The organism is Pseudomonas sp. LBUM1670 (assembly GCF_059695695.1).
Genome location: NZ_CP166783.1, coordinates 3,318,972 through 3,344,177, shown reverse-complemented (window position 1 = coordinate 3,344,177; position 25,206 = coordinate 3,318,972). Strand labels below are relative to the sequence as shown.

The window sequence follows — 25,206 nt, the reverse complement described above, 5'->3', positions numbered from 1 at the left end:
ACCTCATCAGTAAGCTGCACCGCCCAATAAAAACGCCCGGGCGAGATTCGCTCGGGCGTTTTTTTATGTCTTTAGCAAAGTAAAAAGGAAATCGCCCGTATGTTGGACGCCAATCTTAAAGCCCAGTTGAAATCGTACCTGGAACGGGTCACCCAGCCGATCGAGATCGTTGCATCCCTCGACGACGGTGCGAAATCCCGGGAAATGCTTGAACTCCTGAAAGACGTTGCCAGTCTTTCCAGCCAGATTACCTTGCTCGACAACGGTGACGACGCACGCAAGCCATCGTTCTCGATCAACCGCCCCGGTGCCGATATCAGCTTGCGTTTCGCCGGCATCCCCATGGGCCACGAATTTACCTCGCTGGTGCTGGCCTTGCTGCAAGTCGGCGGTCACCCTTCGAAAGCCAGCGCGGAAGTGATCGAACAGATCCGCTCGCTCAAAGGCCAGTTCAGCTTCGAGACTTACTTCTCGCTGTCCTGCCAGAACTGCCCGGACGTGGTCCAGGCGCTGAACCTGATGGCGGTCCTGAACCCGAACATCCGCCACGTCGCTATCGACGGTGCGTTGTTTCAGGCCGAAGTCGATGATCGCAAGATCATGGCGGTGCCAAGCATTTACCTGAATGGCGAGATTTTCGGCCAGGGCCGTATGGGCCTGGAAGAAATTCTCGCCAGGATTGACACCAGCGGCACCGAACGCCAAGCCGAAAAAATCAGCGCCAAAGAAGCCTTTGACGTGCTGGTTGTCGGTGGTGGTCCGGCCGGTGCTGCAGCCGCAATCTACGCCGCCCGTAAAGGCATTCGCACCGGTGTGGCAGCTGAGCGTTTTGGTGGTCAGGTGCTCGACACCATGGCCATCGAGAACTTCATCTCCGTGCAGGAGACTGAAGGGCCGAAACTGGCCAGCGCGCTCGAAGAGCACGTCAAGCAGTACGACGTCGACATCATGAACCTGCAACGGGCCAGCGCGCTGATTCCGGCGAAGAATCCCGGCGAGTTGCACGAGGTTCGTTTTGAAAGTGGCGCCACCCTCAAGACCAAGGCGCTGATCCTCGCCACGGGCGCTCGCTGGCGTGAAATGGGTGTGCCGGGCGAGCAGGAATACAAAGCCAAAGGCGTGTGCTTCTGCCCGCACTGCGACGGCCCGCTGTTCAAGGGCAAACGCGTAGCGGTGATCGGCGGCGGTAACTCCGGCGTTGAAGCGGCGATTGATCTGGCCGGTATTGTCAGCCACGTCACGCTGCTTGAGTTCGACAGCAAGCTGCGCGCCGATGCCGTGCTGCAACGCAAGTTGTTCAGCCTCCCGAACGTCAATGTCATCACCAGCGCACTGACCAGTGAAGTGAAAGGGGACGGCCAGAAAGTAACCGGTCTGGTCTACAAGGATCGCGATTCGGGTGAGTTCAACACGGTCAATCTCGAAGGCATCTTCGTGCAGATCGGTTTGCTGCCGAACACCGACTGGCTCAAAGGCACCGTCGAGTTATCGCCGCGTGGCGAGATCATCGTCGATGCGCGTGGCGAGACATCGTTGCCGGGTGTGTTTGCTGCCGGTGACGTGACGACCGTGCCGTACAAGCAGATCGTGATTGCAGTGGGCGAGGGCGCCAAGGCTTCCCTGAGCGCCTTCGATCACCTGATCCGGACTTCCGCGCCGGCCTGATTACCGGCACTGAAAACACAAAACCCCATGAGCGATCATGGGGTTTTTTGTGTCCGACACATTCCAAAATGTGGGAGCGGGCTTGCTCGCGAAGGCGGTGTGTCATTCAGCAATGATGTGACTGACACACCGCCTTCGCGAGCAAGCCCGCTCCCACAGGGGATTTGTGGTGAATGTTACAACGGAGCAGGCTGGATGATTTCGACCCAGTAGGCATCCGGGTCCTTGATGAACGCCAGGCTCTTCATGCGGCCGTCGTTCAGGCGCTTCTGGAAATCGCAGCCCAGCGATTCGAAACGCTCGCACGCAGCGACAATGTCCGGCACCGAGATGCAAATGTGGCCGAAGCCGCGTGGGTCGGTGTTGCCGTTGTGGTAGGCAAAATCCGGGTCGTTTTCGGTGCCGTGGTTGTGGGTCAGTTCGAGGATGCCGGGGATGGATTTCATCCACTCGGTACGGGCCGCAGCATCGGCCGGGATCTGGTCTTTATCGACCAGTGCCAGGAAATACAGGCTGAACTCGGCTTCCGGAAAGTCGCGTTTTTCCACCAGCGAGAAACCCAAAATGCGCGTGTAGAAATCCAGGGACTTGGTGATGTCCTTGACCCGCAGCATGGTGTGGTTGAAGACGAACTTCCCGGTGGCGGTATCAGGTTGGGCGGTAACGCCTGGGAAGGTGTTCAATTCGTGCAGGCTCATGGGCCCTCCGGAAATAAGTGGGGCTAACGAATGACGCCAATGATACGCAAGGGCGCAGGCATCACCAAACCCAAACCGTCGGCTATTGCCTGACAGGCTGGCGAGGCTCAGACTTTAGGGTTCAATTTGTGAGTGTTCGTTGCAATGATCCGATTCTGTAAATCGCTGTTCGTTCTGATGGGCCTGCTGTCGGGCATTGCTTGCGCTCATGCGCAGACGCCGATCGTGACTTGGCCGGATGGCTGGGAAGTTGAAGCGATGCCGCAGGATGATGCCAAGCCTCAGGTGTCCCGCCAGCGCGCGGTGAAAAACGATCAGAGCGGTACGCCGGTGATGGTGATGGAGTTGACCATGACGCCCGTGGAAAGCGGGCATCAGGTGAATTTGCAAGGCGTGTTGCTGGAGATGCGCAAGTCATTGCAGAAGGACTTCTTCCAGGGCGGCTATCAAAGCGTCTGCAACAAAATCCATCCGGCGACCCTTAGCCGGCTATCGGCACTGGAAACTACCTGCACGATTACCCAAAACGGCCGACATGTGCTGTCGCAAACATTGGTCGCGGCCGTGGATGCCGATAAGGCCTATGTTCTTTCGTACGCGGGGCAGGCCGAGGCTTATAAGGCAAGCCTGGATGAAATAGAGGCTGCTCGTAACAGCTTGAAACTTTAGTTGAAGGTTGCGTAATCGTGCATTTCGCAATCTTTAGATACCCAAAAGGATTAAGCACAAAGTTAATCTGCAAGTAGCGAGTTGATCGATTCCAATCGTTGCATTTGGAATGCTATCCATGAAAAAAGCCCTGCGTAAGGCAGGGCTTTTTTTGTCACCGCGAGTACTTAGCCGCGCAGCCAGGAATCAACGGTGGCAGCACCGTATTGTTCCTTCCAGGCTTTCAGGCCACGGTGGTTGCCGCCCTTGGTTTCAATCAGTTCACCGGTGTGCGGGTTCTGATAAACCTTGACCACGCGAGCGCGGCGGGTTTTAGGCGCGGCGGGCTGTTGCAGGCCGGATTTGGCCGGATTTGGATCGAGAATGGCGATGATGTCGCGCAGGCTCTTGCCGTAGGTTTTCATCAGACCCTGGAGCTTTTCTTCGAATTCGATTTCTTTCTTGAGCCCGGCATCGTTCTTCAGGGATTCCAGCTGCTTGAGCTGCTCTTGAAGGGCCTTTTCAGCTGCACGAAATTCAGCGAGTCTGGACAATATCTTTACTCCAATAGTGTGTTTGGCTGATACCAACCGCAAACAAAGCTATAAGCCAAGAGCCTTGAAGCGACTCGGTGATAAATGGCTCACCTGCCAATCTAGCGCAGGCATGAAAAATTGTAGTAGTTAATGGGCAAAGAGTAAATCATGACTTTTTCTTCATGTAACAAGAGTAGTCTTTTGATTCAAATCGGTGCGCGATCTCGTTGTCTTGTCGCATAAAGGCGCTAGTTAATGGTGACTTAATGCATCAATGAAGTCTGCACCGGGCATCGGCCGGCCGAACAGATAACCTTGCAAGAAGTTCACACGATGAGCGGTGAGATAATCACTCTGTTCCTGGGTTTCCACGCCTTCGGCAACGATGCCCAGATCGAGCTTGGCCGAGAGTTCGATGATGCTGTCCAGAATATGCCGGGAAAGCGCATCGGCGCCGATCATGGCGACAAAGCTCTGGTCGATTTTCAGGAAATCCACATTGAACTGGCGCAGGTAACCGAGGCTTGAGTGACCGGTGCCAAAGTCGTCGATGGCGATCATCACGCCCAGCGCGTGAAGCTGCTCGAACAACTGCAAGGTGATGGCGGTTGGCTCGATCAGTTCGCGTTCGGTCAACTCCAGCACCAGATGGATGGAGCCCGGCGCAAAGGCACCGAGAAATTCCCGGCAATCCTCGACCAGTTCCAGGTCCTTGCAGTGGCTGGCAGTGATGTTGATGCCGAGGTGAAACGGCTCGTCGAACGAGGAGGAAACAGGTGCCAGCAGTTGCGCAGTTTGCCGCATCAGTGAGCGAGTCATCGGTACGATCAGGCCAGAGTGCTCGGCAAACGGGATGAACAGGTCAGGGCGCACCAGGCCTTCCTTCGGATGATTCCAGCGCATCAATACTTCGGCGCCGGCCCACGTCTTGTTCACGCCATGCACCACCGGCTGAAAATACGGAACGAACTCCGCCGCCTCCAGTGCACGCTGTAGTTCATGACTGGGTGACGACGAGCGCTTTTGCAAAACATGTCCAATCAGGCCGGACACGACGCCAAAAAAGAGCAGCAAGCTAAACAGCGGTGGATACTCGCTGCGCATGTAACGCCAGGTCTCTCCCTCGGGGAAACCCGCCTCCACGCTAAACGCATAGCGTGAGGACGTCAGTGTGCTTTGCCCGACGGGCAAGGCGGGCAGGGCGTCATTGTGGAACTGACCGTCAGCGGACAACCAATTAGGGCCGACTTGCAGTAACAGCAAAGTCTTGCCACCGATCATTCGTAACACGTTACTCAGGTGATAGCTGTCCAGGGTGCTCATCGCGCCCTGTTTTCCTTCGCCAAGCCGATACACCAGCACGGCGGTATCGGGGGTGACCAGATTGCCCTTCATCAGCAACAACTGTCCTTGGGTGTAATCCCCGGAATCGATTTTTTCCTGATAATTCCCAAACAATGAACTGCAATAAATCGTGTTGTCCCACACCAGATTGGTCGAGCGCACGAACGGGCGGCGAGTCACTTGTTCGCGCAGCGCCAGGTTGACGTCGATGCAACTTTTCCCGGCCAGCGGTAGCAACTCGCGTGCAGCCTGGGCGGTGTTGTCGAGCATCAACTCGAACTGGCGAACAGCTTCTTCGGCCGTCTGCTCGGTGCTGTGCTTGAGCGCACGTTCAGCCTGCAGGTAAAGAATGACGAGCCCCAGCAACACCGGGAGCAAACCGCTCAATACCGTCACGACAATCCGGGTACCGCGTTTGCGGCGGGTTTTGACAGTCAATGGCATCCGCGAAACCTGTAACGATGAAATAGGGCTCTCAAATGCTGGCAGGACAACGGAATGCCTCCCAAAAAGAGTTCGGTCGGAGGCCATGATAGTTGGCCTTCAGGGCTTATGTCGTTCAACGGAAGTCCATACTTGTAGCCAGTTTGATAAAGGCCAGCGCCGCCGGTGAAGACTGACGCTGATCAAGCACCGCCAGGCCGACTTGACGTGCGACGGAGGGCGTCAGCGGTTTTTTCACATAGCGGTTGTCGCCGATGTCGGGCAATGAACCTTCGGCGACCACCGTCAACGCATCGCCCCGGCCAACGGTGTCCAGTGTGCTCAGCAGTTGCGAGCAGCGGAAGCGAATGTTGGGTGTCAGTTGCGCTGCACTGAACAAACGCGATACCAGTTCCGAAGAACCGGCTTCGGTCAGCACGAATGGGTCGTGGCACAAGTCGCCCAGGCACACGCTTTCGCGAACAGCCAGCGGATGATCGACGGGCAGCAACGCGACCATCTGGTCCTCGATCAGCGCGAAGGTGTCGAAACGCTCCTGCGGCAACACCACAAAGCCGATGTCGATGCGTCGCTCTTCCAGCCACTGGATCACCTGACGGTCCGGACCTTCATCAATGTGGACCTCAATGCCCGGGTGAATGGCCCGGTACTGCTGCAGGATCGTCGGCAACAACTTGATCGACGAAGTCGGACCGAACGAGCCGATGCGCAGCGTGCCGCGTTTCATCCCGCGGGCATCGGCCGCTTCCTGACGCAAGGTGTTGGCCAACCCGAGCATCGCCCGGGCCCGCAGCAACAGTTGTTGGCCGATATCGCTGAGTTCGACCTGGGACTGATGCCGACGCAGCAGTTCGACACCCAACTCTTGCTCCAGCGACTTGAGGGCGTGAGACACCGCGGATTGCGAAATTCCCAGACGATTGGCCGCCGCTGTGAAGCCGTGCAGTTCGGCCACCAGCGAGAAGATTTCCAGTTGTGTGAGAGTCATGAGTGTTTACTCATTTTACGATGATCTGGTATTAGCGGAATGATACGTCATCTGTTCGGCTTCACAACCAGGGGACTCATGACTACGTGTGAACAAAGGCTGTCTGAAACGTCCGAAGCGGCGGTGTATTTCAAACTCGCGGCCGTCACCATGATTTGGGGCGGCACTTTCGTCGCCGGGCGTTTTCTGGCGGACAGCCTCAGCCCATTGTTCGCCGCCAGCCTGCGGTTCTTGCTGGCCAGTGTGGCGCTGCTGCTGTATTTGCTGCTGGCTCGCGTGCCGCGGGCGCGGCCCAGCCCCAGGCAATGGCTGCAACTGACGCTGCTGGGGTTCTTCGGCATCTTCTTCTACAACCTGTGCTTCTTTTATGGCCTGCATTACATCAATGCCTCGAGGGCGTCATTGATCGTGGCGCTCAACCCGGCGGTCATCGGATTGGCCTCGTGCCTGCTGTTCAAGGAGCGCTTGAGTCGGGTGAAGGTCGTCGGCATCGCGATCTGCATTGCCGGAGCGAGCCTGGTGATTGTCAGCCGCAACCCGCAGTTGCTGGCCGGCAATGCCGACGCGTGGATCGGCGACCTGCTGATTGTCGGCTGCGTCCTGGGCTGGGGGGTTTACTCGCTGTGCTCCAAAGCGCTGAATCAGACCCTAGGGCCGGTGCAAACGGTGACGTATTCGATCTTGATCGGCACGGTGATGCTCTGGGTTGCCAGTGCCGTCAGGGGCGAGTTGAGCATCGCGACGCTGGTCAGTCTGGGGCCGACGCAATGGTTGAGCCTGATGTACCTGGGCGTTTTGGGCTCGGCACTGGCGTACATCGCCTATTACGATGGCATCCGCAAAATCGGCGCGACCCGTTCCGGCGTGTTCATCGCCCTGAACCCGCTGACCGCGGTCATCCTCGGCGCGTTGCTGTTGGGAGAGCAGTTGACCCTGGCGATGTGTCTGGGCGGCGGGTTGATCCTGGCGGGGATTTTCCTGTGCAACAAACCCCTTGCGCGGGCAGGGAAAAAGGGGATTTGATACAGAAGGCGGACAAACCTGGTTACGCTGTGTAGAATCCGGTTACGCATATAAGAATAATCGTCTTCTGGCAGCAGAAGCCTCGCCCGTATCAGCATTGGGTCGACAATGAAGAGTTTTGGGTTTCAATTGATCTACGGTGACTTCCTCGCCCGCAGCGTGCGGGGCATCTCCTGTGCGCCACCCACCGGTCTCAGCATTGGCAGCAACTAACGATCCGTTAATTGACCAGAAATGATGAGGCGCCAACCATGGCAGATTTATACGAAAACCCAATGGGCCTGATGGGCTTCGAGTTCATCGAATTCGCATCGCCAACCCCGAACACGCTGGAGCCGATCTTCGAGATCATGGGCTTCACCAAAGTCGCGACCCACCGCTCCAAAGACGTGCACCTGTATCGCCAGGGCGCAATCAACCTGATCCTCAACAACGAACCCAACAGCGTTGCTTCGTACTTCGCGGCCGAGCACGGCCCGTCGGTGTGCGGCATGGCGTTCCGCGTCAAGGATTCGCAAAAGGCCTACAAGCGTGCACTGGAACTTGGCGCGCAGCCGATCCATATCGAAACCGGTCCGATGGAACTGCACCTGCCAGCCATCAAAGGCATCGGCGGCGCGCCGCTGTACCTGATCGACCGTTTTGGTGAAGGCAGCTCGATCTACGACATCGACTTCGTGTTCATCGAAGGCGTTGACCGCAACCCGGTCGGCGCCGGCCTGAAGATCATCGACCACCTGACCCACAACGTGTATCGCGGTCGGATGGCGTACTGGGCGAACTTCTACGAGAAGCTGTTCAACTTCCGTGAAATCCGCTACTTCGACATCAAGGGCGAATACACCGGCCTGACCTCCAAGGCGATGACCGCGCCGGACGGCATGATCCGCATTCCGTTGAACGAAGAGTCGTCCAAGGGCGCCGGTCAGATCGAAGAGTTCCTGATGCAGTTCAACGGCGAGGGCATCCAGCACGTGGCGTTCCTCAGCGAGGATCTGATCAAGACCTGGGATCACCTGAAAAGCATCGGCATGCGCTTCATGACCGCGCCACCGGAAACCTATTACGAAATGCTCGAAGGGCGTTTGCCGAACCACGGCGAGCCGGTCGATCAACTGCAAGCGCGGGGCATTCTGCTGGACGGTTCGTCCGAGTCGGGCGACAAGCGTCTGCTGTTGCAGATCTTCTCGGAAACCCTGATGGGGCCGGTGTTCTTTGAGTTCATCCAGCGTAAGGGCGACGATGGGTTCGGCGAAGGCAACTTCAAGGCGCTGTTCGAATCGATTGAACGTGACCAGGTTCGTCGTGGTGTGTTGTCCACCGACTAAGCCATTTCACCGATAAAAACTGTGGGAGCGGGCTTGCTCGCGAAGGCGGTGTGTCAGTCACTAATAAAGTTGACTGACACACCGCCTTCGCGAGCAAGCCCGCTCCCACATTGTTTTTTTGTGCGCTTAAGGTCTGCGCTGTCGCATCAGATGCTTGAACCCTTCGAACATCAACACCAGCACCGCCATCCAGATCGGAATGTAGGTCAGCCATTCACCGGCCTTGATGCTTTCCCCGAGCAGCAACGCGACGCCCAGCAACAGCACCGGCTCGACATAGCTCAACAGCCCGAACAGGCTGAACGGCAACAGCCGGCTGGCGATGATGTAGATCACCAGCGCCGAGGCGCTGATCACGCCAAGGATCGGGATCAACAACGACAGCCATGGATGCTGATCAAACACGTTGAAACCTTGCTCGCCCGTCTGCACGAACCAGAAGGCGACGGGCAGCGTCAATGCCATGTCCAGCCACAAGCCGCCCAGGTTATCCGTCGCCAGACGTTTGCGCAGGATGAAATAGGTCGGATAGCCGACGCACACCAGCAACGTCGCCCAGGAAAAACCACCGACCTGATACACCTCGTTGATCACACCGAGGCTGGCAAAAAACACGGCAACTTTCTGCAGATAGGAAAGGCGCTCACCGTAGGCGAGTCGCCCGGTCAGGACCATGGTCAACGGCAACAGAAAATAGCCCAGCGACACATCGAGGCTGTAGCCATTGAGTGGCGCCCACATGAACAGCCAGAGTTGCACGCTGACCAAGGCAGAAGAGGCGATCAGCCCAGGGATCAGTTTCGGCCAGGCGGCGGCCCGCCGGACAATCGCGACCACGCGCTTCCATTCCCCGGACACCAGCATGAACACGGTCATGCACGGCACGGTCAGCAGCATGCGCCAGCCGAAAATCTCCACACCGCTCAACGGGGTAAGCAGTGAGGTGTAGTAATACATGACGGCAAACAGCACTGAGGCCGACACCGATAGAGCGATACCTTTAGACAAACTGCCCTCGCGAAGTGGAAGGTGAAACGGGGGGCGAAGGATACGTGGTTTTACGGTCGAATATTGACTAACTGTTCAACACCGACAAACTGTGGGAGCGGGCTTGCTCGCGAAGGCGGTGTGTCAGTCACGAATAAAGTTGACTGACACTCCGCCTTCGCGAGCAAGCCCGCTCCCACATTAGCCCGCGTTTCTTCAGGTGTTGCGGGGCTTACGGCCGGACACGAAATGGCTCACATCATTGAACCCCGGCGTCGACGCATGCCCCGGCGTCACCAGCGTATCGATAAACGCTTCATCCTCAGCCGTAATCTTCACCGCCTGCGCCTTAGTGTAGGCGTCCCATTGTTCTTCGGTACGCGGCCCGACAATGGCAGAAGTGACGGCGCTGTTGTTCAGCACCCAGGCAATCGCGAACTCGACAATGCCCACGCCACGATCTTGCGTGTATTGCTGGATCTGCTGGGCGATGCGCAGGGATTCCACGCGCCATTCGGTTTCCAGAATGCGTTTGTCTGCGCGACCGGCGCGGCTGTTGGCGTCCGGTTTTACATCCGGCGCGTATTTGCCGCTGAGCACCCCGCGCGCCAGCGGGCTGTAAGGCACCACGCCCAGACCATAGGTTTGCGCGGCAGTGATCTGTTCGGTTTCGGCCTGACGGTTGACGATGTTGTACAACGGCTGGCTGATGACAGGGCGGTCGACACCGAGTTTGTCGGCGATGCGAATCACCTCGGCGATGCGCCAGGCGCGGTAGTTCGACAAACCCCAGTAGCGGATTTTGCCCTGGCGAATCAGGTCGCCGATGGCTGACACCGTGACCTCCAGCGGCGTGTTGTGGTCTTCGCGGTGCAAGTAATAGAGGTCGAGGTAGTCGGTGCCCAGCCGCGTGAGGCTGGCGTCGATGCCGTTGAAAATATGCTTGCGGCTCAGGCCGCTGCGGTTCGGTACGCCCTCCACCGGACCGAATCCGACTTTGGTGGCAAGCACCCATTCGTGGCGGTTACCGGCAATCGCTTCGCCGACGATTTCTTCAGAGCGGCCGCCGGTGTAGACGTCGGCAGTGTCGATGAAGTTGATGCCCTGGTCCCAGGCCTTGTCGATAATCCGCAGGGAATCTTCGGTGCTGGTCTGTTCGCCGAACATCATGGTGCCCAGGGTCAGGGTGGACACCTGCAAACCCGAATGACCCAGCGTGCGATAGCTCATGACGAAATCCTTTTACCGGTGAGAAAGGCTCAATCAAATACCAGAACACCCGCGCGGATCAAACTGAAATATCGAACACCCAGGAATCAAATGTGGGAGCGGGCTTGCTCGCGAATGCGGTGGGTCAGTCAACATTGTAGTCGTCTGACCCACCGCTTTCGCGAGCAAGCCCGCTCCCACAGTGATCCGTGGTGGGAACACAGATTTGTTGAACGATGCAAATCCCGTGTAGGAGCTGCCGAAGGCTGCGATCTTTTGATTTTCAGCAAGGCCGAACAGAGCAAGATCAAAAAATCGCAGTCTGCGGCAGCTCCTACATTGAAAGGTGCGCACAGATGGATTTGTGGAAATGAACAATAATCCTCCGTGCCACTTGTGCAGCAGACCGGCGTTATTGTTCGGTCCTGCTGGCAGCATGAGGGCATTGGAACTGGAGAATTCGCATGAAGATCGTCATTGCCCCCGATTCGTTCAAGGACAGCCTGAGTGCTCAGGGTGTGGCCGATGCCATTGCCCTCGGGCTGGCGCAAGTCTGGCCCGATGCGCAGTTGATCAAATGTCCGATGGCCGATGGTGGAGAAGGCACGGTCGAATCGATTCTGGCCGCCTGCGAAGGCCAGCTGCGGCGAAACAATGTCCGCGGACCGCTAGGCACAACGGTCGATGCCGCGTGGGGCTGGCTGCCACAGAACCTGACCGCAATCATCGAAATGGCCGAGGCCAGTGGCCTGCAACGGGTTCCGCCGGGGCAGCGCGATGCCTGTGTCAGCAGCACGTTCGGCACCGGCGAGCTGATCCGCGCCGCACTCGATGCCGGGGCGCAACGGGTGATCCTCGCGATCGGCGGCAGCGCCACCAACGATGGTGGCGCGGGGGCGATGCAAGCCCTGGGCGTAAAGCTGCTGGATGCACAGGAACACACCTTGGCACCCGGCGGATTGGCGTTGTCGCACTTGGCCAGGATTGATCTCACCGACCTCGATCCGCGTCTGGCTCAGGTGCGCTTCGACATCGCCGCCGACGTCAACAATCCGCTGTGCGGCCCCCACGGAGCCTCGGTGATTTTCGGCCCGCAGAAAGGCGCCTCACCGGAGCAGGTCGAGCAACTGGACCGCGCCCTCGGACACTTCGCCGAACTGTGCGCCCGGGTTTTGAACAAAGACGTACGTGACGAACCGGGGAGCGGTGCGGCGGGCGGTCTGGGGTTTGCCGCCAAGGCGTTTCTCGGTGCGCAGTTCAAGGCCGGGGTTGAAGTGGTCGCCGAGCTGGTTGGCCTGGCCGAGGCGGTGAAGGGCGCTGACCTGGTGATCACCGGCGAAGGCCGCTTCGATGCGCAGACCTTGCGCGGCAAGACACCGTTTGGCGTCGCGCGCATCGCTCGGCATCACGGCGTGCCGGTCATCGTCATCGCCGGCACGTTGGGCGAGGGTTATCAGGCGCTGTACGAGCATGGCATTGATGCCGCGTTTGCCCTGGCGAGCGGGCCGATGACACTGGAACAGGCATGCGCCGAGGCACCACGGTTGTTGTGTGAGCGGGCGAGCGATATCGCGCGCGTTTGGCGAATGGCCACACGCCAACCCTGAATACGCCGCGATCCCTGTAGGAGCGAAGCTTGCTCGCGAAGGACGTGAGACCACTGCGTTCATCCAGGCAACCCGCGTCATCGTTGACGTCCTTCGCGAGCAAGCTTCGCTCCTACAGGGGATTGGGTGTTTCAGCCCGCGACCTGGCCATCCAGTCCGCCGCGGGTGCCAATCAGACCAGCGCCGCCACCCACGAACGGTCACGCCTGGCTGTCGATTTGAATGCGATGGTGGCGTGTTTCGTGATTTGAGATAGGGTTGAGGCTAGGAACACGCGCGACTGGAGAAATACATGCGCTATTCAGCCTTGACCCAACGAATCGCCGGCGACGGCGCTGCGGCCTGGCAAATTCATTACCGAGCATTGGAGTTACGAGAGCAAGGCGTCGATGTATTACTGCTGTCGGTGGGCGATCCGGACTTCGATACGCCGCGGCCCATCGTTCAGGCGTGCATCGACAGCCTGTTGGCCGGCGATACCCATTACGCAGAAGTGCGCGGAAGTCGTGGGCTGCGCGACAGCATCGTCAGCCGTCATCGGCGGCGCAGTGGGCAGACGGTGGATGTCGATGAAGTGATTGTGATGCCCGGCGCGCAATGCGGGGTGTATTCGGTCGTGCAATGCCTGCTCGATCCGGGCGATGAAGTGATCGTCGCCGAACCCATGTACGTGACCTATGAAGGCGTGTTCGGCGCCTGCGGCGCCAAGGTGGTGCCGGTGGCGGTGCGGCCGGAGAACGCCTTTCGGGTCGACCCGGCGGATGTCGCGGCGCTGATTACGCCGAAAACCCGCGCCATTTTGCTCAACAGTCCAAACAATCCTTCCGGCGCCAGTTTGCCGCTGAAGACCTGGCAGGAACTGGCGACGCTCTGTGCTCGGCATAACCTGTGGCTCATCAGTGACGAGGTCTATAGCGATTTGTTGTACGAAGGCGAGCACATCAGCCCCGCCAGCCTGCCGGGCATGGCCGAGCGCACCGCGACGATTGACAGCCTGTCCAAATCGCACGCCATGACCGGCTGGCGAGTGGGCTGGGTGATCGGGCCGAAAACCCTGATTGACCATCTGGAACATCTGTCGTTGTGCATGCTGTTCGGCATTCCGGATTTTGTGCAGAACGCGGCGCAAGTCGCGCTGGACGGGAATCTGCCGGAAGTGGCAATGATGCGCGAGGAATATCGTCAGCGTCGCGATCTGGTGTGCGCGAGCCTGAACGCGTGTCCAGGGTTGCGGGCGGTTCGGCCGGATGGCGGGATGTTCGTGATGGTCGATGTGCGCCAGACCGGACTGTCTGCCCAGCACTTCGCCGAGCGGTTGTTGGAGGGTTATGGTGTGTCAGTGCTGGCCGGTGAAGCGTTCGGGCCGAGTGCGGCGGGGCATATCCGGATCGGGTTGGTGGTGGATCGGCAGAAACTGGCGGATGCGTGTCGGCGGATTGCGTTGTGTGCGGCGGATCTTCTTGAGGCGAGGCGGGCCTGAGGAATTTGCGTTGTCTGTGCCGGCCCCTTCGCGAGCAAGCCCGCTCCCACAGGGTATTGTGAACGCCACAGATCCCATGTGGGAAAGGCTCGGCGTGCCTGAGGAATTTGCGTTGTCTGTGCCGGCCTCTTCGCGAGCAGGCTCGCTCCCACATTGGATCTGCGGCATTCACAAAACCAATGTGGGAGCGGGCTTGCTCGCGAAGACTGACTGACAGGCGACTAAATCTTCAGCCCTTCCACGCCCGCACATTCACCAGATTCTTCGGCCGCTCACCCGCCAGCGCCGCCAACAGATTGTCCACCGCACACGTGGCCATCGCTTCCCGCGTTTCATGGGTCGCCGAGCCAATGTGCGGCGTCGCCACCACATTGTTCAACTTCAACAGCGGCGAGTCAGGATTCAACGGTTCACGCTCGAACACATCCAGCCCCGCCGCGCGAATCTGCCCCGAGCGCAACGCCTCGATCAGCGCCGCTTCGTCCACGACTTTGCCCCGTGAAATATTGATGAAGATGGTTTCCGGGCGCATCAGCGCAAATTGCTCCGCGCTGATCAGCCCTTCGGTCTCTGCCGTCAGCGGCAAGGTCAGGCAGACGAAATCGGCTTGCTGCAACAGCTCCGGCAGGCTGCGGTATTGCGCATCGAAGCGCTGCTCCACCGCCGGTTTCGGCGAGTGGCTGTGATAGATCACCGGCATGCCGAAACCGAAATGCCCGCGCTGGGCCAACGCTTCGCCAATCCGCCCCATGCCGATGATGCCCAGGGTTTTGCCGTGTACATCGGTGCCGAACTGCGCGGGGCCGATGTTGCGTTTCCACTGGCCGGCGCGAACCAGATTCGCCAGTTCCACCACGCGCCGGGCCGTCGCCAGAATCAGCGCGAAACCGGTGTCGGCGGTGGTTTCGGTGAGCACGTCCGGGGTGTTGCTGAGCAGGATGCGCCGCTCGGTCAGGTAGTCGATGTCGTAGTTGTCGACGCCCACGGACACGCTGCTGATGGCTTGCAGATTCGGCGCCAGATCCAGCAACCCGGCGTCCAGTTTCAGGCTGGCGCCCAGCAAACCGTGAGCGCGGGGCAGGGCTTCACGCAGCTGCGCGAGCCCTTCGGCGTCGAGGTTGTCGATCAGCGTCACTTCGCTCTGCTCATGCAGGCGGGCCATCAGCAGCGGCGAGAGTTTCTTGTACAGAACGACCTGCTTTTTCATCGTATTCATCTCTACATCAATTCAAGGATGGGCGGCGGTTGGGCGTGTTACCGCAACCGAGGGACGCTCCCGGTCACTCGCGCCGGGCTTGAGGAAAATCGTCAGCACCACCGAGAACATCAGCGCGCCGCTCATCAGCAGGTAGGACGCGCCGGGCGAACCAGTGGAGCTGTTCAGGTAACCGACCAGATAGGAGCCGCCAAAGGAACCCAGTGCGCCCATGCTGTTGATCAACGCCATCGCGCCACCCGCCACGTTGGCCGGGAGGATTTCCGGAATGATGGCGAAGAACGGTCCGTAAGGCGCATACATGCAGGCGCCGGCAATCACCAGCAGGGTGTAGGACCACCAGAAATGTTCGGCGCCCAGCGCGTACGAACCGTAGAACGCAATCGAGGCGATCAGCAGCGGCGGCCAGACGAAGCGTTTGCGCTTCTGCAATTTGTCCGAGCCCCAGGACACCAGCAGCATGCCGATCACCGCCGCCAGATACGGCAGCGCCGACAGCCAGCCGGCTTCGACCATGTCCATTTGCGCGCCGGCCTTGAGGATCGACGGCAGCCACAGCACGAAACCGTAGACGCCGATGCTCCAGCAGAAAAACTGCAGGGCCAGGATGATCACTTTCGGTGAGCGGAAGGCTTCGGCGTAGTTCTTCACCGCTTTGATGCCGACCTGTTCGGCGGCAAGGGCGCTTTCCAGATCTTGCTTTTCCTGGTCGCTGAGCCACTTCGCCTGGGCCGGACGATCATCCGCCAGACGCCACCAGATAAACGCCCAGAGCACTGCCGGCAAGCCTTCGATGATGAACATCCAGCGCCAGCTGTAATGCTGCACCAGATAACCCGACACCACCGACATCCAGAGCATGGTCACCGGGTTGCCGAGAATCAGGAAGGTGTTGGCCCGGGAGCGTTCGGCGCGGGTGAACCAGTGGCACAGGTAGATCAGCATCGCCGGCATCACCGCGGCCTCGACCACGCCGAGCATGAAGCGAATGACGATCAGCCAGTAGGCGTTGGAGACGATCCCGGTCAAGGTGGCCAGGCTGCCCCAGAGGATCAGGCTGACGAAAATCAGTTTCTTCACGCTGTGCTTTTGCGCGTAGATCGCCCCCGGCACCTGGAAGAAAAAGTAGCCGAGGAAGAACAGCGCGCCGAGCATCGACGACAGGCCCGGGGTGATCATCAGGTCGGCGGCCATTCCGGAGGCGGCGGCGAACCCATAGTTGGCGCGGTCCAGGTACGCCAGGCTGTAGGTGATGAACACGATGGGCATGATGTACCACCAGCGGCGGGCGGCGAGCGTTGCGGTTTTCATGATGGTGCTCCTGAGCTTGTTGTTTTTGTCGCAGCAGGTAACGGTTTAAATCTTTAGTGACTGTGCTGGCCCCTTCGCGAGCAAGCCCGCTCCCACATGGGTTCAGAGTCGTACACAAAATCCCATGTGGGAGCGGGCTTGCTCGCGAAGGGCGGCCTCGAACTCGACGGACATTTCGGAACGGGTCGGCAACCCCTCCATATCCCCCCGACTCTGCACCGCCCGACTACCAATCCAGTTGGCACGCTTCACGGCGTCGGCAAAGCTGTGGTTTTCCAGCAGCGCGCTGATCATGCCGACGGCAAAACCGTCGCCGGCACCGACGGTGTCGACCACCGTTTCTACGGGCACGCCCGCCACGAAACCTTGATCCAGATGCGTGCGGTAATACGCACCGTGCGGGCCGAGCTTGATCGCCACTGCTTCGGCACCCTGGTCGAGATAGAACGCCGCGATATCGGCGGGGTCTTCGTAGCCCGTCAGCAAACGACCTTCGCTCAAACCCGGCAGCACCCAGTCAGCAAGGGCGGCGAGGCGGTTGACCTCGCTGATCATCTGTTGCGTGCTGGCCCACAGGCTCGGGCGCAGGTTGGGGTCGAAGGAGACACTGCGCCCGGCCTCGCGCATGCGGGTCATCAGTTCGAACGACATCTGCCGCGCCGTTTCCGACAGCGCGGGAGGAATGCCGGTGGCGTGCAAGTGCCGCGCCTTGAGCAGCTCGGGAACGATCGACTGCGGCGACAAATGACTCGCCGCCGAACCACGCCGGAAGTACTCGACCATGGGATCGTCGCCATCGTCGGTGCGCGACTTGAGCTGAAACCCGGTCGGATGGGCAGCATCGATGGCGACGTTGCTGCAATCGATGCCTTCCTTTTTCAGCGTGTCGATCACGAACCGACCCAGCGAATCGTCACCGACCCGGCTCAGCCATGCCACGTTGAATCCCAGTCGCGACAAACCGATGGCGACGTTGCTGTCGGCCCCGGCAATGCGCTTGTGGAAGTGGTCGACGTTGGCCAGTTCGCCGTTCTGATCGGCGACGAACATCGCCATGGTTTCACCGAACGACAGAATATCGATCTCAGGCATGAGTGCTCTCCAAGCGTGTGTTGCCGAGGCGGGCGAGGGCGGCGACGTGCTCGGTGGTGAGCTGTACCAGATCGTCGCCTTGCAGTGGATATTCCGCTGCCCGCATTACGCCTTGGGCCATGTGCCGCAGCAGTTGCTCCCACAGATGCAGGTCGCTGGCGGCAGGCGGTATGGCAATCAGTTTGCCGTCGGCCCGACGCGAGACGGCCTTGCAGTGCACATAGCCGACGTGGCGCCCCAGCAGGCGTGCAGCGCTGCTGGCGGACTGATCCTGCCAGTGCCAGTTGCCGATATCGAAGGTCATTTTGACCGGCACGTTGTGTTGCTCGACCGCTGCGAAAAAGCGCTGAAACGGTTCGATGCGACCACCGTGCAAGGTCTGATCGTTTTCCACCAGCAATTGCACGGCGCTTCTGCCCAGAGCCTGGGCGAGGGTCTGCAGGTCACTGGTGTCGGTGAAGTAGCCGAGGGACACTTTCAGCCATTTGGCGCCGAAAGCCTGGGCGCGTTGCAGGGCGGTGATCAGATCGGGATTGGGTTTCGACTGTCCGGCCAGCCACAGTTCCATCGGCGAGGAGTACACGCTTTCGAGGCCTTGGGCCTGGGTGGCATCGGCCAGTTGTGCGGGGTCTTCGGTTGTCAGCAACTCTTCGCGCCATTCGATGCAGGTGGCGCCAGCAGCGGTCAGGATATCGATGAAACTGCCCTGGCCGCGTCGGCGTACCAGGTCGGCGCCGTAGCTGGAGAGGCTGATGGAGACGGGGGGGTTATTCATTGTTCTGGACCTCTGAAACCGGTTTCATTTTTGTTCAAAAAAAAGGATGGAGTTTTGTGGTGATCTTTCGGGCCTCTTCGCGAGCAAGCCCGCTCCCACAGGGTTTTGTGTCGTACAAATATTGTGTGTACACCTGCGATCCCTGTGGGAGCGGGCTTGCTCGCGAAGGGGCCGGCCCAATCACCGAGAATTCCCAAGTGTCGACCCCCGCACAATCAACCGCGCCGAAAAATCCAGCGTCCGCACCGGCCCGTCATCCCCACGCAAGCGCTTGAGCAAGCATTCAAACGCACTCGCGCCAATCTCGGCCGTCGGTTGCGCGAGAGCGGTGATACCGCTGCCCACCAGCGGATACCAATCCAGATCATCGAGCGCTATCAAACCGATCTCTTCAAACAGATTGCATTCCAATTCGCGCAACGCGTGGGTAGCGGCCAGCGCCGCAATCCCGTTCGCGCAGAACAACGCCTTCGGGCCGGGGCCGGGTGTATCGAGAAAGGTTTTAAGGTTTGCCGTGAGGTCACTGCCGGTTTCGATGAGCGTCCCGCGCAGCGCCGAACGTTGAGCGATCTGTGCCTTGAAGCTGCTGACGCGCTCGATCCGCGAACTGGTGCCGTCAAACGGTTCGGTGACCAGCAACACATCGCGGTAACCGCGTTCTTCAAGGTGGGCGATGGCGATCTCGACCGCTTCCGGGTTATCCAGCCCGACCAGGTCACTTTCGAGCTGCTCGACCTTGCGGTCCACCAGCACCAAGGGCATCTCCCGGTGCAGTTCCTGCAATTCGTCGCGGTGGTGGCCGAGGGTGTTCACGATCAACCCTTCGATGTTGTAGGAGCGCAACAGCGCCAAGTGTTGGCATTCCTGCTCGTCATCGCGGTCGGTGTTGCACACCACCAGGCTGTAGCCGTGCTGACGGCAGGCGGTTTCCACCCCGTGCATCACGGCAATCGAGTAAGGGTTGCGGATGTCAGCGACCAGCATGCCGATCAGCCGGGTGCGCCCGCGTTTCAGACCTCGGGCCATCTGGTTCGGCCGATAGCCCAATTCAGCAATCGCCTGTTCGATGCGCAAGGCCGTCGCATCGGACAGCAGGGCGCGATCGTCGCCGATGAACCGCGACACGCTGGCCTTGGAGACTTTGGCGTGTTCGGCGACATCAAGCATGGTGACGCGGCTGCGCTGGGCGGCGGAGAAATCATTCACGGGCGGAAACCTTCTTATTGGAATTATAAGGTTCGTGCGATTGAGGTGGCACTGAAACCGGTTTCAGAAGACAGCAAAATCCATTTCGCTGTCAAGTCCCGCGTCGTCGATTGTCCGACAATGGCCGACGAATGGGATTCAGGCCCACAGACTCAACCAGGCCGATCCCAACAGCAACAGGGCCATGCAGCGATTGAAACGTTGCATCGCCCGGGGCGAGCGCAACCACCGCGTAGACCCCGCGCCGAGCAGCGCCCAGACCCCAAGGCACGGCAGGGAAATCAGGAAAAACGCCAGCGACAAAAACATCACGTGAACCAGACGCTGTTCACCGCCCCCGGCAAAGACACTGACCACGGCCAGCGCCATCATCCAGGTTTTCGGGTTGATCAATTGCAGGCTGGCGGCGCCGACCAGTCCGAGTCGGGCATCGGTGTCCCGCGCGGTGACGGCTTGCGCCGGAGCGCTGAAGATCTGCCAGGACAGGTAACTCAGCCACGCTACGCCGATCCACTGCATCGCGGTTTGCACCGCGGGCAAAGCGGTCAGCGAGGAACCGGCGCCGCTGCCGACCAACAACACAATCGTCGCAGCGCTGGCGCAGGCGCCGAAGATGATCGGCACGGCAGCGGCCAGCCCATAGCGAGAACTGTTGCTCAACACCAGAATGTTGGTCGGACCGGGCGTGATTGACGCCACGAACGCGAACAACAGGAAAGGCAGTAACGTCGGGAAAGAGGACAGCATCGCGGGCAAACTCCGGTGAAGATCATTGAGGCCGATCTTCACAACCCCGCGATCAACTGTCTGGAAGATTTGAGCAGCGCTTGCGATACAGCGCTGGCGTCAGACCGTAAGCGCGCACGAACCAGCGCCCCAGATGGCTCTGATCGGCAAACCCCAGTGCCATCGCCACCGCCGCCGGTTGCTCGCCACGGGCCAGCATTCGCCGCGCCGTGGCCAGGCGCAATTGCACCAGATAGGCGTGTGGCGCCATGCCGTAAGCGGCCTTGAAAGCGCGGGTCAGGCGGAAGCGGTCGACGCCTGTTGCGGCAGCGAGTTGATCGAGGCCGATGTCCTCGTGGGCATGAGCATGCAGATACTCCCGAGCCTTCTGCGCCACCAAGGGCAAACGCGGGTCTTCGCCATAACGGGCGCGCCAGTGCAGGTGAGTGGTGAGGCGCTCGAGCAAGCCGTCGAGGGCGGTCTGGCGGACGATCTTCAGTTCACCGTGATGCAGCGCCTGAAAGGCCTGGCGGGTGGCGTTGGCCAGACGCACGTCGGTGGCCAGGGTTTTGGCGAAGCTCAACTGACTGTTGTCGGGCGCGTTGTCGAACACGGCACTCAGCTCGCGCTGCAACCACTGCGGGTCGAGGTACAGCATGCGGTAGGTGAAACCGTCGACCGTTGGCGCTTCGCCGTCATGAATATCGCCCGGCTCAAGTAAAAACACCTTGCCCGGTGTGCTTTGGTGCTTCGCTCGCCGACAGTTGAATTGCTGAACCCCTTGCTCGGTGACGCCCACCAGATAGCTGTCATGCCAGTGCGGGTCGTAGGCGTGGCCCTCGAAATGCGCGCGCAGCGTCTCGATGCCGGTGTCGGCGTCCTGGGCCAGGTCGATCCAGTTGTGAGTCGTCATGCTGCACCTGTGAGGCGGATTGCCGACTTAGTTAACGCCCGTGGCGAGGGCGATGCCTAGAACGTTTGTGCACGGATCAGTTGAACAGGCCGGCGGCGATGTTGATCGAAAACCCGAGAATCGCCGTGTTGAACAGAAAGCCGATCAGCGATTGCGCCAGCACAATCTTGCGCAAATCCCGGGTCGCCACGCCGACATCCGAGGTCTGCACCGCCGCGCTGATGGTGAACGAGAAATACAGGAAGTCCCAGTAATTGGGGGTGGTCAGGCCTTCGGCGAAACGCAGCGCCGGGTCTTTGCCGTCCCAGGTGTAGAACAGACGGGCGTAATGCACGCTGAAAATCACCCCGATCAGCAGCCATGAACCGATCACGGTCAGCGCGGTGAAACCGTAATGCAGCAGCTTGCGAGTGATTTCCAGGTCCCGGCTGCCGGTGAGTTCGAAGGCGATGGTCGCCAGGCTCGCAATCGCAGCGATGCACACCACGAACAGCACCAGCCCGGCGTTCTCGTCTTCGACCTCGGCAATGCGCTTCACGTCCGGCGCTTTGGCCCGGGTGGTGAGCCAGAGCATCAAAAGCAGGTAGGTCCAGACCCCGGCGTTCCAGCCGAAGAGGATTTTGCTGATGATCGAGTCGGCCGGAGCCAGAATGCCCACCGCGACGCCGAGGGTGGCCGCGGCGGACAGGCGAGGGTGGGTGCGGGCGAGGAAGGGCATGGAGGCTCGATGGGTTGGGGCTTTGCAAACACCTTAGCCCAGCGCAGTCCGTTGTGACCACACTGCTGCAGCCAATGAGATCCCCTGTGGGAGCGGGCTTGCTCGCGAATGCGGTGTGTCAGTCAACGTTGATGTCGACTGATACACCGCATTCGCGAGCAAGCCCGCTCCCACAGGGGGGTTGTGTTTGTTCAGTTAGCTTTGTGGCGTTTGCGCACCAGCTTCATCACCACCACAAAAAACACCGGCACAAACACCACCGCCAGGGTCGCGGTGATCATCCCGCCGATCACGCCGGTGCCGATGGCCTGTTGGCTCGCCGAGCTGGCGCCGGTGGCGATTGCCAGCGGCACGACGCCGAGGATGAACGCCAGGGACGTCATGACGATCGGCCTCAGGCGCAGGCGCGCGGCTTGCAGGGTGGCGTCGATCAGGTCGTGGCCTTCGTCGTACAGGCTCTTGGCGAACTCGATGATCAGAATCGCGTTCTTCGCCGACAGGCCGATGATGGTGATCAGCCCGACCTTGAAAAACACGTCGTTGGGCATCCCGCGCAAGGTCACCGCCAGCACCGCGCCGAGCACGCCGAGCGGCACCACCAGCAGCACCGAGGTCGGAATCGACCAGCTTTCATACAACGCCGCCAGGCACAGGAACACGATCAGCAGCGACAACCCGAGCAAAATCGGCGCCTGGCTGCCGGACAGCCGTTCCTGCAACGACAGCCCGGTCCATTCCTGACCCAAGCCTGCCGGCCCTTGCGCCACCAGCCGTTCGATTTCCGCCATGGCTTCACCGGTGCTGTGGCCCGGCGTCGGCTCACCGGAAATGCTGATCGCCGGGTAGCCGTTGTAACGGGTCAATTGCGCCGGCCCCTGGGTCCATTTGGCCTGGACGAAGGCGGACAGCGGCACCATTTTTCCGCTGCTGTTGCGCACATGAATCTTCAGCAAATCCGTGACCTGACTGCGCTGATCGCCTTCAGCCTGAACCACCACCCGCTGCATCCGCCCCTGATTGGGGAAGTCGTTGATGTAGGCCGAACCGACGGCAGTGGAGAGCACGCTGCCGATGTCGGCGAACGAAACACCCAGCGCATTCGCCTGTTTGCGGTCGACGATCAATTGCACCTGCGGCGCTTCGGCCAGCGCGCTTTCGCGCACGTTCATCAGGATCGGACTTTTCTCGGCGGCCGCCAGCAACTCGCTGCGCGCCTGCATCAGCGTGGCATGGCCGAGGCCGCCACGGTCCTGCAAGCGGAACTCGAAACCGCTGGAGGTGCCGAGGCCGTCCACCGGCGGCGGCAGGACCGAGAACGCCACGGCGTCCTTGATCTGGCTCAGCGCGATGTTGGCGCGGTCGGCAATCGAACTCGCCGAGTCGTCGCTGCCGCGATCCGACCAGTCTTTCAACGTGGTAAACGCCAACGCCGCGTTCTGCCCGCTGCCGGAAAAGCTGAAACCGAGAATCACCGTGCTGTCACCGACGCCAGGTTCCGTGGCGTTGTGGGCTTCGATTTGCTCGACCACCTGCACCGTGCGATTTCTGCTCGCGCCCGGTGGCAGTTGAATGTCGGTGATGGTGTAACCCTGATCCTCCACCGGCAGGAACGAGGAGGGCAGACGACTGAAGCACAGACTCAGGCCGATCAGCAGCACGCCGTAGATCAGCAGGTAGCGACCGCTGCGTTTCAGTGCATAGGCGACCCAGCCCTGATAGCGCTCGGTCAGTTGCTCGAAGCGCCGGTTGAACCAGCCGAAGAAACCGCCCTTGGCGTGATGTTCGCCCTTGGCAACCGGCTTGAGCAAGGTCGCGCAAAGCGCCGGGGTCAAGGTCAGGGCGAGGAAGGCCGAGAACAGGATCGACGTCGCCATCGACAACGAGAACTGCCGGTAAATCACCCCGACCGAACCTTGCATGAACGCCATCGGAATAAACACTGCGACCAGCACCAGGGTGATGCCGATGATCGCCCCGGTGATCTGCTTCATGGCCTTGCGTGTCGCCTCTTTCGGCGACAGGCCTTCGGTGACCATGATCCGCTCGACGTTCTCCACCACGACGATGGCGTCGTCCACCAGAATGCCGATGGCCAGCACCATGCCGAACATGGTCAGCACGTTGATCGAGAACCCCAGCGCCAACATGGTCGCAAAGGTGCCCATCAGCGCCACCGGCACCACGAGGGTCGGAATCAGGGTGTAGCGGATGTTTTGCAGGAACAGGAACATCACCGCAAACACCAGCACCATTGCTTCGACCAGGGTGTAAACCACTTTGGTGATCGAGACTTTGACGAAGGGCGAGGTGTCGTACGGGATCTTGTATTCAACGTTGGCCGGGAAGTAGCGCGCCAGTTCATCCATCTTCGCCCGCACCAGGGTCGCGGTGCTCAGGGCGTTGGCGCCGGGCGACAACTGCACGCCGACGGCGGTGGACGGATTGCCGTTCAGGCGCGTGCCGAACTGATATTCCTGGCTGCCGATTTCGACCCGGGCCACATCGCCGATGCGCACGGTGGAACCGTCGGGATTGGCCTTGAGTACGATGTCAGCAAATTCTTCCGGGGTCGACAGCTGACCTTTGACCAGAATGGTCGCGGTGATTTCCTGGGTGGTGCGGGTTGGCAAATCGCCGATGCTGCCCGCCGAGACCTGAGCATTCTGCGCGACGATGGCAGCGTTGACGTCGGCTGGCGTCAGGTTGAAACCGATCAGCTTCTGCGGGTCGATCCAGATCCGCATCGCCCGTTCGGCGCCATACAACTGGGCCTTGCCGACACCGTCCAGACGCTTGATCTCGTTCATCACATTGCGCGCCAGGTAATCGCTGAGCGCCACGTCGTCGAGCTTGCCGTCGGTGGAGGTCAGGGTGATCAGCAGCAGGAAACCGGCGGAGACTTTCTCTACTTGCAAGCCTTGCTGATTCACCGCTTGCGGCAGACGCGACTCCACGACTTTCAGGCGGTTCTGCACATCCACCTGGGCCATTTCCGGGTTGGTGCCCGGTTGGAAAGTCGCCTTGATCGTGGCGCTGCCGAGGCTGCTCTGGGACTCGAAATACAACAGATGATCGGCGCCGTTGAGCTCTTCCTCGATCAGGCTGACCACGCTCTCGTCCACGGTCTGCGCGGAAGCACCGGGGTACACGGCATAGATTTCGATCTGCGGCGGCGCGACATCGGGGTACTGCGCCACCGGCAACTGCGGAATGGCCAGGGCGCCCGCCAGCAGGATGAACAAGGCAACCACCCAGGCGAACACCGGGCGATCGATAAAGAACTGCGGCATAA

At 60.1% G+C, this 25,206-nt stretch carries 21 protein-coding genes; 6 read left to right on the top strand and 15 right to left on the bottom strand.

From position 1 onward, the window contains the following. The first annotated feature begins 99 nt into the window (after positions 1 to 99). Positions 100 to 1,665: an alkyl hydroperoxide reductase subunit F gene (ahpF, locus tag ACA073_RS15090; protein ID WP_497397327.1), complete on the top strand. Its 1,566-nt coding sequence runs from the start codon at positions 100 to 102 to the stop codon at positions 1,663 to 1,665. Between the two features lie 176 nt (positions 1,666 to 1,841). On the opposite strand, the gene gloA is transcribed toward ahpF, so the two are convergent. Further along, positions 1,842 to 2,363 (bottom strand): lactoylglutathione lyase, encoded by a 522-nt coding sequence (gene gloA, locus ACA073_RS15085; RefSeq protein ID WP_497397325.1) that lies wholly within the window; start codon positions 2,361 to 2,363, stop codon positions 1,842 to 1,844. Between the two features lie 144 nt (positions 2,364 to 2,507). Between gloA and ACA073_RS15080 the strand changes: the two genes are divergently transcribed. Then, on the top strand, positions 2,508 to 3,032 hold the full coding sequence (locus ACA073_RS15080; RefSeq protein WP_497404107.1) for a DUF4946 domain-containing protein: 525 nt from the start codon (positions 2,508 to 2,510) through the stop codon (positions 3,030 to 3,032). 167 nt (positions 3,033 to 3,199) lie between these two features. Here ACA073_RS15080 and ACA073_RS15075 read toward each other — a convergent pair whose 3' ends face one another. The 3 genes from ACA073_RS15075 to ACA073_RS15065 form a co-directional block, all read right to left on the bottom strand. After that, on the bottom strand, positions 3,200 to 3,565 hold the full coding sequence (locus ACA073_RS15075) for a histone-like nucleoid-structuring protein, MvaT/MvaU family (RefSeq protein WP_497397323.1): 366 nt from the start codon (positions 3,563 to 3,565) through the stop codon (positions 3,200 to 3,202). Between the two features lie 234 nt (positions 3,566 to 3,799). Then, a complete protein-coding gene (locus tag ACA073_RS15070; protein ID WP_497397321.1) occupies positions 3,800 to 5,335 on the bottom strand; it encodes an EAL domain-containing protein in 1,536 nt (511 codons plus the stop codon). A gap of 115 nt (positions 5,336 to 5,450) precedes the next feature. Then, positions 5,451 to 6,323: a LysR family transcriptional regulator gene (locus ACA073_RS15065; protein ID WP_497397319.1), complete on the bottom strand. Its 873-nt coding sequence runs from the start codon at positions 6,321 to 6,323 to the stop codon at positions 5,451 to 5,453. A gap of 78 nt (positions 6,324 to 6,401) precedes the next feature. Here ACA073_RS15065 and ACA073_RS15060 point away from each other — a divergent pair, with 78 nt between their 5' ends. Beyond that, positions 6,402 to 7,346 carry a DMT family transporter gene (locus tag ACA073_RS15060; RefSeq protein WP_497397317.1) on the top strand — a complete coding sequence of 315 codons (945 nt, stop codon included), beginning with the start codon at positions 6,402 to 6,404 and terminating at the stop codon, positions 7,344 to 7,346. Between the two features lie 251 nt (positions 7,347 to 7,597). Then, entirely contained in the window at positions 7,598 to 8,674 is a 1,077-nt protein-coding gene (hppD, locus tag ACA073_RS15055; RefSeq protein WP_497397315.1) for a 4-hydroxyphenylpyruvate dioxygenase, read from the top strand. Between the two features lie 126 nt (positions 8,675 to 8,800). On the opposite strand, the gene rarD is transcribed toward hppD, so the two are convergent. Together rarD and ACA073_RS15045 are read right to left on the bottom strand one after the other, a co-directional pair. Further along, entirely contained in the window at positions 8,801 to 9,682 is an 882-nt protein-coding gene (gene rarD, locus ACA073_RS15050; RefSeq protein WP_497397313.1) for an EamA family transporter RarD, read from the bottom strand. 195 nt (positions 9,683 to 9,877) lie between these two features. Beyond that, positions 9,878 to 10,891, bottom strand: a complete 1,014-nt coding sequence (locus ACA073_RS15045; RefSeq protein ID WP_497397311.1) for an aldo/keto reductase — start codon at positions 10,889 to 10,891, stop codon at positions 9,878 to 9,880. A gap of 443 nt (positions 10,892 to 11,334) precedes the next feature. Between ACA073_RS15045 and ACA073_RS15040 the strand changes: the two genes are divergently transcribed. Beyond that, on the top strand, positions 11,335 to 12,477 hold the full coding sequence (locus tag ACA073_RS15040; RefSeq protein ID WP_497397309.1) for a glycerate kinase: 1,143 nt from the start codon (positions 11,335 to 11,337) through the stop codon (positions 12,475 to 12,477). 292 nt (positions 12,478 to 12,769) lie between these two features. Continuing rightward, positions 12,770 to 13,957 carry a pyridoxal phosphate-dependent aminotransferase gene (locus tag ACA073_RS15035; RefSeq protein WP_497397307.1) on the top strand — a complete coding sequence of 396 codons (1,188 nt, stop codon included), beginning with the start codon at positions 12,770 to 12,772 and terminating at the stop codon, positions 13,955 to 13,957. A gap of 229 nt (positions 13,958 to 14,186) precedes the next feature. Here ACA073_RS15035 and ACA073_RS15030 read toward each other — a convergent pair whose 3' ends face one another. The 9 genes from ACA073_RS15030 to ACA073_RS14990 form a co-directional block, all read right to left on the bottom strand. Next, positions 14,187 to 15,164: an NAD(P)-dependent oxidoreductase gene (locus tag ACA073_RS15030; protein WP_497404105.1), complete on the bottom strand. Its 978-nt coding sequence runs from the start codon at positions 15,162 to 15,164 to the stop codon at positions 14,187 to 14,189. A 21-nt stretch (positions 15,165 to 15,185) separates the two neighbouring features. Next, positions 15,186 to 16,484: an MFS transporter gene (locus ACA073_RS15025; RefSeq protein ID WP_497397305.1), complete on the bottom strand. Its 1,299-nt coding sequence runs from the start codon at positions 16,482 to 16,484 to the stop codon at positions 15,186 to 15,188. Between the two features lie 102 nt (positions 16,485 to 16,586). Beyond that, positions 16,587 to 17,576, bottom strand: coding sequence for a sugar kinase (locus tag ACA073_RS15020; protein WP_497397303.1), 990 nt, complete (start codon positions 17,574 to 17,576; stop codon positions 16,587 to 16,589). Then, positions 17,569 to 18,351 (bottom strand): sugar phosphate isomerase/epimerase family protein, encoded by a 783-nt coding sequence (locus ACA073_RS15015; RefSeq protein ID WP_497397301.1) that lies wholly within the window; start codon positions 18,349 to 18,351, stop codon positions 17,569 to 17,571. The genes ACA073_RS15020 and ACA073_RS15015 overlap by 8 nt, the downstream gene beginning before the upstream one ends. Before the next feature lie 180 nt (positions 18,352 to 18,531). Beyond that, entirely contained in the window at positions 18,532 to 19,557 is a 1,026-nt protein-coding gene (locus ACA073_RS15010) for a LacI family DNA-binding transcriptional regulator (RefSeq protein WP_497397299.1), read from the bottom strand. Positions 19,558 to 19,695: 138 nt separating this feature from the next. Beyond that, the gene (locus ACA073_RS15005) at positions 19,696 to 20,304 is read right to left on the bottom strand and encodes a LysE family translocator (RefSeq protein ID WP_497397297.1); all 609 of its coding nucleotides are present in this window, start codon (positions 20,302 to 20,304) and stop codon (positions 19,696 to 19,698) included. Between the two features lie 52 nt (positions 20,305 to 20,356). Next, complete coding sequence (locus ACA073_RS15000; protein ID WP_497397295.1) at positions 20,357 to 21,196, bottom strand: AraC family ligand binding domain-containing protein; 840 nt, start codon at positions 21,194 to 21,196, stop codon at positions 20,357 to 20,359. A gap of 76 nt (positions 21,197 to 21,272) precedes the next feature. Then, entirely contained in the window at positions 21,273 to 21,914 is a 642-nt protein-coding gene (locus ACA073_RS14995; protein WP_497397293.1) for a DUF1345 domain-containing protein, read from the bottom strand. Positions 21,915 to 22,105: 191 nt separating this feature from the next. Next, positions 22,106 to 25,204: a multidrug efflux RND transporter permease subunit gene (locus ACA073_RS14990; RefSeq protein ID WP_497397291.1), complete on the bottom strand. Its 3,099-nt coding sequence runs from the start codon at positions 25,202 to 25,204 to the stop codon at positions 22,106 to 22,108. Positions 25,205 to 25,206 lie beyond the last annotated feature (2 nt).

Coding starts and splice junctions, on each gene's coding strand:
- ahpF (WP_497397327.1), top strand. CDS start 100: ATGTTGGACGCCAATCTTAAAGCCCAGTTGAAATCGTACCTGGAACGG.
- gloA (WP_497397325.1), bottom strand. CDS start 2,363: ATGAGCCTGCACGAATTGAACACCTTCCCAGGCGTTACCGCCCAACCT.
- ACA073_RS15080 (WP_497404107.1), top strand. CDS start 2,508: ATGATCCGATTCTGTAAATCGCTGTTCGTTCTGATGGGCCTGCTGTCG.
- ACA073_RS15070 (WP_497397321.1), bottom strand. CDS start 5,335: ATGCCATTGACTGTCAAAACCCGCCGCAAACGCGGTACCCGGATTGTC.
- ACA073_RS15065 (WP_497397319.1), bottom strand. CDS start 6,323: ATGACTCTCACACAACTGGAAATCTTCTCGCTGGTGGCCGAACTGCAC.
- ACA073_RS15060 (WP_497397317.1), top strand. CDS start 6,402: ATGACTACGTGTGAACAAAGGCTGTCTGAAACGTCCGAAGCGGCGGTG.
- hppD (WP_497397315.1), top strand. CDS start 7,598: ATGGCAGATTTATACGAAAACCCAATGGGCCTGATGGGCTTCGAGTTC.
- ACA073_RS15045 (WP_497397311.1), bottom strand. CDS start 10,891: ATGAGCTATCGCACGCTGGGTCATTCGGGTTTGCAGGTGTCCACCCTG.
- ACA073_RS15040 (WP_497397309.1), top strand. CDS start 11,335: ATGAAGATCGTCATTGCCCCCGATTCGTTCAAGGACAGCCTGAGTGCT.
- ACA073_RS15035 (WP_497397307.1), top strand. CDS start 12,770: ATGCGCTATTCAGCCTTGACCCAACGAATCGCCGGCGACGGCGCTGCG.
- ACA073_RS15030 (WP_497404105.1), bottom strand. CDS start 15,164: ATGAAAAAGCAGGTCGTTCTGTACAAGAAACTCTCGCCGCTGCTGATG.
- ACA073_RS15025 (WP_497397305.1), bottom strand. CDS start 16,484: ATGAAAACCGCAACGCTCGCCGCCCGCCGCTGGTGGTACATCATGCCC.
- ACA073_RS15020 (WP_497397303.1), bottom strand. CDS start 17,576: ATGCCTGAGATCGATATTCTGTCGTTCGGTGAAACCATGGCGATGTTC.
- ACA073_RS15015 (WP_497397301.1), bottom strand. CDS start 18,351: ATGAATAACCCCCCCGTCTCCATCAGCCTCTCCAGCTACGGCGCCGAC.
- ACA073_RS15005 (WP_497397297.1), bottom strand. CDS start 20,304: ATGCTGTCCTCTTTCCCGACGTTACTGCCTTTCCTGTTGTTCGCGTTC.
- ACA073_RS15000 (WP_497397295.1), bottom strand. CDS start 21,196: ATGACGACTCACAACTGGATCGACCTGGCCCAGGACGCCGACACCGGC.
- ACA073_RS14995 (WP_497397293.1), bottom strand. CDS start 21,914: ATGCCCTTCCTCGCCCGCACCCACCCTCGCCTGTCCGCCGCGGCCACC.
- ACA073_RS14990 (WP_497397291.1), bottom strand. CDS start 25,204: ATGCCGCAGTTCTTTATCGATCGCCCGGTGTTCGCCTGGGTGGTTGCC.